8 protein-coding genes are annotated in these 12,174 nt (G+C 42.4%); 2 read left to right on the top strand and 6 right to left on the bottom strand.

Annotated elements, in window-relative coordinates; genetic code table 11:
* Positions 1-49 precede the first annotated feature (49 nt).
* From QE404_RS01825 to QE404_RS01800, 6 genes are all read right to left on the bottom strand, one after another.
* The gene (locus tag QE404_RS01825; protein WP_307445791.1) at positions 50-2,191 is read right to left on the bottom strand and encodes an outer membrane beta-barrel protein; all 2,142 of its coding nucleotides are present in this window, start codon (positions 2,189-2,191) and stop codon (positions 50-52) included.
* Positions 2,192-2,380: 189 nt separating this feature from the next.
* Complete coding sequence (locus tag QE404_RS01820) at positions 2,381-3,265, bottom strand: DJ-1/PfpI family protein (protein ID WP_307445789.1); 885 nt, start codon at positions 3,263-3,265, stop codon at positions 2,381-2,383.
* 212 nt (positions 3,266-3,477) lie between these two features.
* A complete protein-coding gene (locus tag QE404_RS01815; RefSeq protein ID WP_307445788.1) occupies positions 3,478-3,816 on the bottom strand; it encodes a hypothetical protein in 339 nt (112 codons plus the stop codon).
* Positions 3,817-4,068: 252 nt separating this feature from the next.
* The gene (locus tag QE404_RS01810) at positions 4,069-4,995 is read right to left on the bottom strand and encodes a malate dehydrogenase (protein WP_307445786.1); all 927 of its coding nucleotides are present in this window, start codon (positions 4,993-4,995) and stop codon (positions 4,069-4,071) included.
* Between the two features lie 154 nt (positions 4,996-5,149).
* A complete protein-coding gene (locus tag QE404_RS01805) occupies positions 5,150-5,704 on the bottom strand; it encodes a biliverdin-producing heme oxygenase (protein WP_307445785.1) in 555 nt (184 codons plus the stop codon).
* Positions 5,705-5,728: 24 nt separating this feature from the next.
* On the bottom strand, positions 5,729-7,936 hold the full coding sequence (locus QE404_RS01800) for an ATP-binding protein (RefSeq protein ID WP_307445783.1): 2,208 nt from the start codon (positions 7,934-7,936) through the stop codon (positions 5,729-5,731).
* A 506-nt stretch (positions 7,937-8,442) separates the two neighbouring features.
* On the opposite strand from QE404_RS01800, the gene QE404_RS01795 reads away from it, so the two are divergent.
* Positions 8,443-11,466 carry a ligand-binding sensor domain-containing protein gene (locus QE404_RS01795; protein WP_307445781.1) on the top strand — a complete coding sequence of 1,008 codons (3,024 nt, stop codon included), beginning with the start codon at positions 8,443-8,445 and terminating at the stop codon, positions 11,464-11,466.
* The gene (locus QE404_RS01790) at positions 11,459-12,082 is read left to right on the top strand and encodes a response regulator transcription factor (RefSeq protein WP_307445779.1); all 624 of its coding nucleotides are present in this window, start codon (positions 11,459-11,461) and stop codon (positions 12,080-12,082) included. The genes QE404_RS01795 and QE404_RS01790 overlap by 8 nt, the downstream gene beginning before the upstream one ends.
* Positions 12,083-12,174: the final 92 nt, after the last annotated feature.

Genomic DNA, 12,174 nt, shown 5'->3' with positions numbered 1-12,174 from the left:
CAGAAAATACATTCTGAGATCTTTGCTATAAAATATTAAAAGATGATATCTATTTTCCTCCCCCGTCTTTTTCCACATCGGTTTTGGTATTGTCCTTCACTTTCTGATTTCCGAAACGTTTCACAAATGTGAGGGAGAACCCATGCCAGTCGGAGCGGGAGGCATTCCGGAAGGTTCCCTGGGCACTGTAGGTGGTGGCGTCAAAATTAGGCCGCTGGAAGATGTTCATCAGCTGGAGACTGACTTCCATTTGTGTTTTCGGGAAGATCTTTGTCACGGAGATGTTATGGAAGACATTGGTATTATTCGCAATAGAGTTTCCATTGTTCTGGTTGTTGATTTCCACCCATGCACTGAGGTTGATGTTCTTGTTGAAAAGATTGGTATAGGAAATATTGGTGGAACCGCCCCAGTAGCTGATGTAGTCCCTGGATTTCAGGTCATTCTTTGCGTTGAAGTCGCTGTTGTCAATATAATACCACCCGAATCCGGCATTCACCGTAAGCTTATTTTTCAGGAAGGTCTGATTGGTATTAGCGAAAAGGTAGTATTTTTTCACTTTCCCGAAGAAGTTGGCTTCCTGGCTGATGGTCTTGCCGTTTTCATTGACGAAAGTCGTCCAATAATCCTGATCGGTAAACATATACCTTGCCGAGAGGAAATATTTCTTAAACAGTCCCATCTTCAGGTATAAACGGTCACTCGGATTGGGTTCCAGGTCAATGCTTCCGCGGGTATAGATCCCGTCCGTATTTGGCAGCAAGAACGGATTGAATTCCGCATACCAAGGCCTCCACAGGTTCCGGTTGTAGGTAAGGCTCACATCCAGTTTTTCCGAAAAGGAATATTTCAGCAACAGATTCGGAAGGAAAGCCCCGTAACCATCTTTCCTGGAGGTTCCCGCCACATCCTGGCGGATTTTAAAAGACGTGCTTTCATACCGGATGCCGATCCTGGTTTCCAGCTTTTTGAAAAAGGTCTTGCTGTAGTTGGCGTACAGGGAATTGATATTATCCTCATAATGGAAGATATCATTCTGGCTGAGGCCGCTGAGCTGGTTCCCATACAGGTTGTTCGGAATGCTGTTGTTATTGAAGTTCATCTTCCCTCCCACTTCAATGGTCCCGCCGGATTTTCCCAGAGGCTGGGTATAGTCTACCTTGACATAATAGTTGCGGGCCTGGGTATCGGTTAAAATCCCGATTTCATTCGGCAGCGGATTGTTGCTGAAGTTTTTCAGGAAATAGCTGTCGTCTCTCTGGCCGTCATAATTGGTCCCGAGATTCACATCCAGGATCCTGTTTTTTTCCTTGTCGTAATATTTATAGAAAATATTGGTTCCCAGGGTACGCCCAAGACCGGAGGAATTTTGGGTCTGAGCATAGGAGTATTTGAAAAGGTCATTGGCAAAATTCACGGCATCAGCCTGGGAATCTGAAAAGCTGCGGCTCTGGTAATATTCCAGGATTACACCGATATTGTTCTTTTCGTTCAGCTCATATTCTGAGGTAGAGGAAAGCGACGGGCTCCGGTAGCGCTGCTGGCTGTAGGAATTGATATTGGTGATATCATTGTTTTCGTAGAGCGTATTGGTAATAGAATTCCTCTGCACCCAGGTATTGTCGCTGTAACTTCCGACCAGGGTCTGGGTAAACTTTTTGCGGTGGTAATTCAGGTTGGCATTGGTATACTGGGAATTTTTGGTATTCTGCCTGTTGTTGAGGGTTATGCTTCCCTTGATGCCTTCATCATCCCGTTTTTTCAGGACGATGTTAATAACGGAACCTGCGCTCTCATATCTCGAAGACGGGCTTGTAATGACCTCTATCTTCATGAGGTTGTCTGCCGGGATGGTGGCAAGATATTCTTTCAGCTCTTTGCCGGTAAAAACAGATTTCCGGTCATTGATGTATACTGTAACCGACTCTCCTTCCGCTTTAATCGCATCATTGTTATCGATGCTTACCAGGGGCGTCATTCTCAGCACGTCCCAGGTGGTATTTCCGGCCAGTATAGAACTGTTGGCCACATTAAAAACGGTCCGGTCAACTTTGGATTCTACGGTAGGCTTCCTAACGACCAGCGCCACAGCTTCTATTTCTTTTTCTTTCGGCTTCAAGGTATCTTTCTGCGTCTGGGCTGTTGCAAGACCAGCGGCCAGTAAAGCAATAGAAGATAAAATTATTCTCATCACGTAGATATTTACAGATAAGACAGGTGAAAGCCATCCTATGTTACATGGCTACCGAAAAAAAAGTAAAAAAACGCACTAAAGCAGTGCGTTCCAATCATATACATTTGAAATTATTTATCCTGAGAGCAAGATTAACCTTCTTTTTTAAAAATTCAGGTCTTTTATACACTTCAGTATGCCATTCCCTTATCTTCCTAATTGATTGTTTTTTACCCTTTCCAGGCTGTCAATAACCGGGTTGAATCCCGCCTTGTAGAGTTCGGTTATCATCTGTCTTACGTCCGGGTCCGTTCTTTCTGGGGTTCCGCCTTCTACTGGGGGTGCAGGATCATATTCAAGGTCGAGCATGACCGCCTGGGCATACTTGCTGCCCCAATTATCTTTCAGGATAGCCAGCGACATATCCAGGCCTGCTGTTACGCCGGCGGATGTCCAGTATTTACCGTCATGCGTATAACGTTCCTGTACGAAATGAGCACCGTATTGAGCCATTTTTTCTTTGGCATCGAACCAGTTGGTTGTTGCTTTCCTTCCTTTCAGGAGGCCTGTTGCGCCGAGAATCCACGCTCCGGTGCACACAGATCCGGTGTATACGGTGGTTTGATCAATCTTCCGGATCCAGTCCAGCAACTTCTCATCATATGCTGCTTTCACGGTTCCCTTAAAGCCTCCCGGGATGATCAGGATATCCAGCTTCTGTACTTTATCAATGGTAGTATCCGGTTGTACCGAAATTCCTGACACGGTTTTAAACAGGCCCGGCTTCAGGGCTATGAGCATGACTTTCGCTCCCATAACCTGACCTAAAACGTATCGGGGATTCATAAAATCAAGGTCATTCACACCGTCGTAAACGAGGATCCCGATGGTTCTGATCTCCTTTTTAGGTTTTCCAAAGACGGCATCCATAGTCTGTGCATGACTTACTGAAGTCATAGCATCCGCCGGGTGTTCTTTGGCTGAGGGTTTCTGAACAGAGGTTTCTGTTGGTTGTATTTCTTTTTTCATAGGTTCTTTGTGGCAGCCTGACAACAGCATAGCTGCTACAAAACTGCGTAATACTATTTTCATCGTAAGATTCTTTTTTTTTGTTAATCTCTGTAGATTTTTCATCATTGATATCTAAACCCTACCGGTTCAGACGGGCATATCATCCTTTTCTAAAAAGATTCAGGTTTATACTCCTTCCCTGACAGCCCTATGAAGGCTACAGGACATCAGCCTGCTGATCATTAAAGCATTAGCTCTGTAATCTGTAAAAGTTGATTAAAAAAAGGATGTCATCAGGCCAAAGGAGGATGGAATATCCTGGAATACAGCAGTGGCAGATAACAGTCTTCACAGAAGATAGTAACTGCACGATCATCCATATCAGCAGTACCGCAAAAGGAAAACATCCCTTCTTCCGCAACAAACACATCTACATAAGGAAAAACGGTTTTCCTGCTGTCCTGGGAAGCCTGTTCCCGGCCGTTTTTGGCAAGCTGCCTGAATACATAGCACTTGCCGTTGCACATGAGTTCCGGCTGCGCCCTGTTTTCGCAGAGGTTTTCTACAATATAATCATAATGAACAGCATAGTTGATGAGCGGCAGCAACGGTTGTACTGCAAGTGTGAACATCAATACTATGGCAACAATATATTTCAAAACTAGTATCAAAGATACGAATCCGGAATGAGTATCCGGCTGATATTCATCAGATTCACAACATGAGCATTGGCAGCAAATGAGTGGTTTGTGAACAGGGGGAAAAGTTGAAGGTAAAAAGCGAAACAACAAAGTTGCAAAGAAGCATGACGGGAAAATGGAGTGAACAAACAAAGAATCGGCGCCCTAAAAGGGCGCCGATTCTTTATATAAAGTTCGATATCGTTAGAATTTCAGGTCTCCGTTTACCTCTTTTACTGCACGCGCAGCTTCAGCAAATTTCAGCTGTTCGTCTGCGGTAAGGGTAACGTTTACGATTTTCTCTACTCCGTTTTTACCAATGATCGCAGGAACACCAAGGCAGATATCGTTCTGTCCGTATTCCCCTTCCAGCATCAGTGAACAAGGGATCATTTTTTTCTGGTCGCACGCGATGGCCTGAACCATTACAGAAACCGCAGCACCTGGTGCATACCATGCGGAAGTACCCAGCAATTTGGTTAAAGTAGCCCCACCCACTTTGGTTTCTTCAATAACGTACTTTTGTTTTTCTTCGTCCAGGAATTCCGTTACAGGAACTCCGTTTCTTGTCGCTTTGCTTAATAGCGGAAGCATTCCGGTATCACTGTGTGCAGCAATTACCATTCCGTCTACGTCGGAGATTGGGGCTTCAAGGGCTTCAGCCAGTCTGTATTTGAACCTTGCCGAGTCAAGAGCTCCGCCCATCCCGATGATCTTATGTTTAGGAAGCCCGGATGTCTTATGTACCAGGTAAGCCATGGTATCCATTGGATTGGATACTACAATGATGATGACCTCAGGAGAATTTTTCACCAGGTTTTCCGTTACTTCTTTTACAATGCCTGCATTAATGCCGATCAGTTCTTCTCTGGTCATTCCCGGTTTTCTCGGGATCCCTGATGTGATTACGGCTACATGAGAACCCGCAGTTTTGCTGTAATCCCCTGTTGTACCGGTGATTTTGGTATCAAACCCATTAAGTGATGCAGTCTGCATCAAATCCATGGCTTTCCCTTCTGCAAAGCCTTCTTTAATATCTACTAAAACCACTTCCGAACAGAAGTTTTTCATAGCGATGTATTCTGCACAACTTGCTCCTACAGCACCTGCACCTACTACGGTTACTTTCATAATGTATACTTTTTTAAATTTATAATCAGATTTACGGAAAATTTACAGCAAAGCATTAAGGGTATGCCAGACAGCCGGACTTCCGGTTTCCAAATTTAAACATTCCGGAAAAGTTGAGCAATTTTTAAAGGATATAATTAATAATTTGTGAACATCAGTCAGCGTTCAGCAAAAAAGCATATAATTTCCTGGCTCCGGACAAAACTTTATCGTAGTCCTTTTCCTCTACTCCACTGTCCAGCTCTTCCTTGAAGTTTTTCCACATTGGCCCGGTATTTTCCTGATAGCAGCCAAAGAAATGGAAGGTTACCCCATCAAAGTCCTCCGTCCTGGAAAGCTGTTTTGCAATAACGTTCCCGCCCAGTGTAGATCCCTCGATCACATACAGAGCACCTAATGCTTCATGCTCATTCTCAAAAGTAAGAGGATCCCCTGCCTGCTCCTGGACGTTTAATGAGAGACTCTCCATGTCCTTTTCGATCAATGGAAGTTTTTTCCTCTTGCCAAGATCGATCTTACCCGCCCATTCTTCCGAAAGATGTTCATTAATCTTCTCTTCGGAGTTCAGCAGCATCAGGTAATTGGTACGGATGATCTTTTTGTAGTCGTCTAAAGTAAATGTTTTATTGAAAATTTTTTCTGAACTGAAAAGCTTTTCAGCAGCGTCATGATAAGCCGCTGTATGTTGTTTAAGATATTCTGATATCATGAAAATTGAAAATATATAACGATTTTAAAATTCCTCTAATTTAGGGTTTTTGAACTTTAAAATGAATGTAGTTCCTTCGTCATTGCTTTCGTATTCCACACTGCCGCCAATCCTCTTCATGATGCGGTGCACGATAGAAAGCCCCACACCATTTCCTTTGAATTTCCTGGCGTTGACCATCCGGTTAAAAATCTTAAACATCCTGTGTTTTTCCTCTTCGGGAATACCGATGCCGTTATCGCTGATCCTGTAGACCACGAATTCGCCGTCTTCCACTCCATCGATCTCCACAACAGGCTGTTCTTTGGTGGAGGAATATTTCACCGCGTTGTTGATGATGTTCAGGAAAACCTGGTGAAGCAAGGTCTTATCTGCCATCACTTCAGGACAGGCCTTGATGATGATTTTACTTTTCGGGCTCTCAAAGGTTATTTTTGCGTTTTCCGAAATTTTTTCTATCGTCTGGGCGGTGGGGATACTTTCCAGCACGATATCAGTATGCTTGGCCCTGCTGAGTTGAAGGACGTCGTTCATCATATCAGCCATTCCGTCGATCTCATTGATGATGGCTTTGATTTTTGCCCTGCTTTTTTCCGAACCGTCCGTAAGGGTATTCAGCAGCATCTGAGCGTTCAGCTTCATAACGGTAAGTGGGGTTCCCAGGTCATGGGAAATGGTATAGGAAAAGCTGTCCAGCTCTTCATTCACTTTTTTCAGCTCGTCGTTGAGCGATTTTATCGTATTGTAATTTTTGTGGGAAATCTCAAGGATTACGTCTCTCACGGCGTTTACAGCGCTGACATTTTTGCCGTTCCACCGTTTTGAATTTCCTTTGATGCTTTCCGTAAATGCATGAAACGACGTTCTTGGGGAAACGATGTATTTTTCTTCACCGTTCTGCACAAAAAGTTCAATCTTTTTCTCCGGTTTTCCACCCCAGCTGATGTGCTCGTCAAACTCCCTCCTGAACCAGATCAGAAGTTCCTTTTTGCTTTTTTCTATGCAATAGATGATTACTCCGGCCGCCTTCTCATCAAGAGCCAGGTCTTTGCCATGATCCTTGAGGAAGCTTCTGTTGACATAAATGCTTTCATCAATATTTGCCAGTGCCCAGTCTGCGATCCTTCCGACGGTTTCCCTGTCGGGAATACTGCCTTCAGTCACCATATGCTCATCCGAGATGATCGCGAGCCCGTCCGCTTCCGGAAGACAGGCAAGTTCAGATTTATTGTCGGCAAGAACATCAAATATATTATTGTCCTGCAGGAGCTGCTCTTTTAACTGCGATGTTTTCTCATTCAGTGAGAGCCTGTACTGGAGCTCATTCTTAGATTTGAAAGAAGAATAGGCATTGGAGGCCAGTGCTGTAAAAATTCCTGCCTGCACCCGGTCTTCCAGGTCAATGTGCTTCGGCTCGGTGTTCTGGCAGGTAACCAATCCCCAGAGGTGATCATCAATAACAATAGACACACTGAAACTTGAAGAAGCCCCGGAATTTTTGATGTACTGCCCATGAATCGGGGACATAGCCCTCGATGTGGTAAATGTAAGATCGATGCTTTCCATATCCCTGCTCAGCACCGGAACGGTTTCTGCATAGACATTGCTGAAAATTCTCTTACGCTTTTTCATGTATAATTCACGGGCCTGGCGCGGAATATCAGATTCCGGATAATGAAGCCCGAGGTAGCTCTCCACGTGGTCCTTCTTTTTCTCTGCGATTACCTTTCCGGAACCGTCCATCATGAATTTGTAGATCATCATCCGGTCATAATTGATGATCGGAGCAAGCGTATTCAGGAGCTGTTCCCAGATTTCCTGTGCATTATCCATGATATAAAAACTGTCATATTTATTGGAAATGCGCTTGTTGGGATTGAAAATTACTTCTTCAAATTCAAGAAATATATTATTATCGCTGCGGAAAACAGAAAAATGATACTGTATCCCATTGATAAAGATTTTATCAAAGTAGGTTTCGTTTTCACGTCTGGTAAAGTTGTCCAGGGAATTATAAATATCTGATTTTATGATACTGTGGAAGCTTTGAGGAAAGTCTGTAACTTTTCTACCGAAAAGCGCTTCGATGCTCTCGATGACAAAAATGTCCGCAATATTCCCGCTGATAAAAGTGATAGAACGTGATTCTGCATCAATGCCAATCAGATATCCAAAACTTTGTATACAACCCGGGATATGTATAGGCTCCTCATGACACTGTACAAAATTCATATAATACTTTGATAGATCAAAGATAATGTTTTTTTTAAATCAATGCCAATTATGGTTATCTAATATTTAAATGATTGGTCTTATGTATGTTTAATTTATTTTTTTGTTCTTTTCCCGGCTGATCTATAGGCGTAAAGGCATCTGCTTGTAATTAAAATGAGGTTTAGTACCTTTCCAGGTGTAACTTTTTACTTTTCAGCACCATATAACCCCACACCGTTATGAATTTCAATTTTTAAAGTCCTTAATTGGTCCGGAATATAGATCATTCATGATTCTCTTGTTCTTTCAAAGCATTGCTTTCCGCTCCGATAAAAAAAGTATACACAGCATATCATCTTTTTGCACAAACCTGTTCTGCCACCATACCTCCCGATTGCAGCAAGACAGAGTATAAAATATCTTATACTAACAATCGTTACTATATCGCCTATCTTTTATATGATTCTTTGAGAATTTATAAGATCCTGATGCTTATCTTTGTACCATTCATTAAATGGTATGTTTTGATTAGAACTTTATTGCTTTTTATCATCCTGTGTTTTTCATGCAAAGCATACGGCCAGAAGTTTAATATCTTAAAATATGATACGGAAAACGGTCTTCCGCAAAACAGTGTTAAAGATATTATCAAAGACAAGCATGGCTTCATCTGGCTTACTACTGAAAACGGAATTGTACGCTATGATGGCTCTAATTTCCTTACCTTCCGCAATTTCCCGCTCAATACACAACGGTTTGCCTATTTTTACGGTAACAAAGACAAGGACAGCATTTTTACCAATGACGGTTATGAAAATTCTGTGTTGCTGCACAACCGTTCTCCCAAAATACTTCCCCAGTCGGCCAAAAACCACAATAATCTGACTACAAAGGATGGATACAGCTATATCCTCTATTCAAACAAAGCCTATACCTACCATCCACTGAAAGGCATGGGATGTTATATCAGGATGAATAACGGCATCTATTATCTCAGGGAAAACTCTATGGTGTATCATGATTACCGAAGCAAAAAAGACCAGCCTGTCAATATCAGTATCACACTCAACAACCTGTTTGATTTTTTTACCGTCGGCCATAAGCTCTTTCACCTCGACTATGCATCCCGTTCTGTTACAGCAATAGAAGACGGAAGGATTACCCGTTCTTATGATATACCTCTGCTTACAGACCCTGAAAGTAAAATTTTCTGGAGCCAGATCAACAATCAGGTTTTTGTAGTTAACCACAATATCATTTACCGTTGCCTGCTCAGAAACGGCAGCCTCAGCATGCTTAAGCTGGCGGATGTAGATAATCTCGAGTACTGCACCAGCATTTATTACGACGAATATTATCAAAAACTGTATCTGGGAAATACCATCAACGGATTGAGGATCCTGAATTTCTTTGATTTTTACGCTACTGAGAAAAAGCCTTCGCAGCTTACTAATATTTTTTACTCAACCCTTCCTTACGGCAATGATAAAGTGATTACGCCTTATGGGGAAATCTATGACAGGAATGGTTTCATAGAGGGAAAACACTTCAACAGCCTTACACCTTATTTCATCTGCTATGACGGTAGCGGAGACATTCTGGTTGAAAGCAAAGCTAATATTCTCCTGTCTTACCAGAAAAAGGACAAGTTCAGCACGTTCCGTCCCTATACTCTTAAGGAAAATAATTTTGTTGACCTTTATCATGATCAAAACACCTACTATATTGCCAGTAGAAAACTCAAACAAACCGCCAATACAGGATACACAGGAATATTGTCAGTATACTCCGGTGAATCTTTCGCCACTCCTGTAAAACAGTTTAACCTGAATAATGAGATCACGAAAATTGCCCGGCTGGATCAGGACAATATCCTGGTGGGCACTATCAAAAATCTATACCGGATCAATATAAAAACCGGAGTCATTTACAACCTGACCCCGGAGAAAAATATCCTGATCCGCAATATCATACGGACCGATGACGGAAATTTTTGGATCACCAGCCTGGGAAAAGGCTTTTTCCTGCTCAGAAACGACCGGCTCATCAGGATGCCTTATGACACTAATAAAAATATTTCTTCTTCGCATACCATCCTTGAAGACAAAAAAGGGTTTCTGTGGATTTCTACCAACAATGGCCTGTATAGGGTTATGAAGAACCAGCTTCTGAAATACTGCTCAGACTCTTCAACACGGGTGCATTATTACCGTTTCTCCAAAGAAGAGGGCTTCAATACCAATGAATTCAACGGCGGAGGGAACTTCTGCGGCAACAGGCTCAATAACGGGGAATTTGTCTTTCCTTCCCTGAATGGCCTGGTTTTTTTTAATCCGCTCCGGATCAAGGCCTATTATCCCGCCCAAGTATATATTGAACGGGCACTGGTTGACGGCAAGACTTTAAGTTTTGACGGTAAAATCAATCTGAACCAGGATAATTACCGGGCCGATATATTCATTGATGTCCCCTATTATGCGAATAATGACAATGTAAAAATCCTGGCAAGGCTGAAGAATTCCTCTCATGCAAAATGGGAAACCATCGGGAAAGACCGCAAGTATTCGATATCCAACATCCAGCCCGGCTCTTATACCCTGGAGGTAAAAGTTCTGGCATCGGATCGTGAAGAGTATATTTATAAAACGGTCAGCGTCTATGTTCCTCCCTTCTTCTATCAGACGCTGCTTTTCCGCATCTTGTGTGCGTCCGTCCTTGTGCTTATCATTCACTTCCTGCTCAAATGGAGGGTCAGCTTTCTCAAAAAGAAAAACCGTGAACTGGAAGAAATCATTGAAGCCAGGACCAAAAGCCTTTCCGATACGGTAAACGATCTGAAATCTACTGAAATTGAGCTATACAAGGAAATCGAGCAGCAGAAAAAGCTGATCGGCACCGTAACCCATGACATTACCAGCCCGGTCCGCTTCATTGCCATTACCGCTAAGGAAATGCTGGATAGAAAAGACAAAACTCCCGAGAGCACAGAGAAGGTCCTGTCCTCCATATACAAGTCATCTTTCCAGCTGTATAATTTCACCAAAACCCTGAAGGAATATGCTGATATATACAATCACCACAGATTACATGAAAAAGAAACGTATCTGATCTACGACCTTATTGAGGAGAAAATCCTTTTGTTCAATGAAATAGCAAGGAATAACCATACGGTAATTATCAATACAATAGATCAGACCATCAGCACCACCATCAGCAAGAACATTTTTTCAGCCATCATTCACAATCTTTTGGATAACAGTGTTAAATTTACCAGAAACGGATCCATTACATTTTCCTGTGTCTCCGGCGACGATTCTGTATCGCTCAGTATAGTTGACACAGGCTCCGGAATGGATGAAAGCAAGATCAAATATTATATGAAGCTCCAGGAAAATATCGACCATGAAAAGCTCCTGCTGCAAAAATACGGGCTTGGGCTGCACCTTGTCCTTCAGTTGCTGCAGATGATCGAAGGGAAGATCATTTTCAGGAAAAACACGATAGGAACAGCATGTATCATTACGGTAAAAAATAAAAGAGATGAGTAAAAAGATCCTTATTGCAGATGACCATCACATAGTCCTTGAAGGGACTACAATCGTACTGGAATCCAGAATTCCAGATGTCATTATTGATCAGGCAGAGGATTATCCGGAAGCATATGAGAAGATATGCGGTGAAAAATATGATATGATCATCCTGGACATCAATATGCCGGAAAGCAAGAACAAAAAGATGATCTCCGAAATCATGGAAGCGGATCCTGACATTAAGATCCTGGTGTTTTCGGCTTATGAAGATTCGGTGGCGATACAGTATATCCGTGAAGGTGCCCATGGCTATGTCAATAAACTCAGCAAAATTGATGAACTGGTAGATGCGGTAAACAAAATATTTTCTGAGGGATATTATTATTCCACCAATATCGTCAATCAACTCCTCATTTCCTCCATCCGAAACATTCCCCTCAATCCTCTTGATGCCCTGTCGAAAAGAGAATATGAAATCTTCAGGCTAATGGCTAAAGGGCACGGCAATCTTGAGATTTCCAATTTGATGAACATACAGATGCCCACCATCAGCACCTATAAGAAAAGAATCTATGTTAAACTGAAAACAGCCAATATTGCTGATCTGATCGCACTCTACCAAAAGTACTGTTAACGGCGTTGATCAGACCCTGATTGGTCATGAATGCATTTCGTCCAATACCATATTATGTAGAAAATTTTCTACATAATATGATATCTATTTCT

Source organism: Chryseobacterium camelliae, assembly GCF_030818575.1.
GTDB lineage: Bacteria > Bacteroidota > Bacteroidia > Flavobacteriales > Weeksellaceae > Chryseobacterium > Chryseobacterium camelliae_A.
The sequence above is the reverse complement of the archived record's forward strand: the minus strand, read 5'-3'. Positions and strand labels throughout refer to the sequence as shown.

Excerpts from the sequence above, each read along its gene's own strand:
- QE404_RS01790 (WP_307445779.1), top strand. The coding sequence starts at position 11,459 with ATGAGTAAAAAGATCCTTATTGCAGATGACCATCACATAGTCCTTGAA.
- QE404_RS01800 (WP_307445783.1), bottom strand. The coding sequence starts at position 7,936 with ATGAATTTTGTACAGTGTCATGAGGAGCCTATACATATCCCGGGTTGT.
- QE404_RS01820 (WP_307445789.1), bottom strand. The coding sequence starts at position 3,265 with ATGAAAATAGTATTACGCAGTTTTGTAGCAGCTATGCTGTTGTCAGGC.
- QE404_RS01805 (WP_307445785.1), bottom strand. The coding sequence starts at position 5,704 with ATGATATCAGAATATCTTAAACAACATACAGCGGCTTATCATGACGCT.
- QE404_RS01815 (WP_307445788.1), bottom strand. The coding sequence starts at position 3,816 with ATGTTCACACTTGCAGTACAACCGTTGCTGCCGCTCATCAACTATGCT.
- QE404_RS01825 (WP_307445791.1), bottom strand. The coding sequence starts at position 2,191 with ATGAGAATAATTTTATCTTCTATTGCTTTACTGGCCGCTGGTCTTGCA.
- QE404_RS01810 (WP_307445786.1), bottom strand. The coding sequence starts at position 4,995 with ATGAAAGTAACCGTAGTAGGTGCAGGTGCTGTAGGAGCAAGTTGTGCA.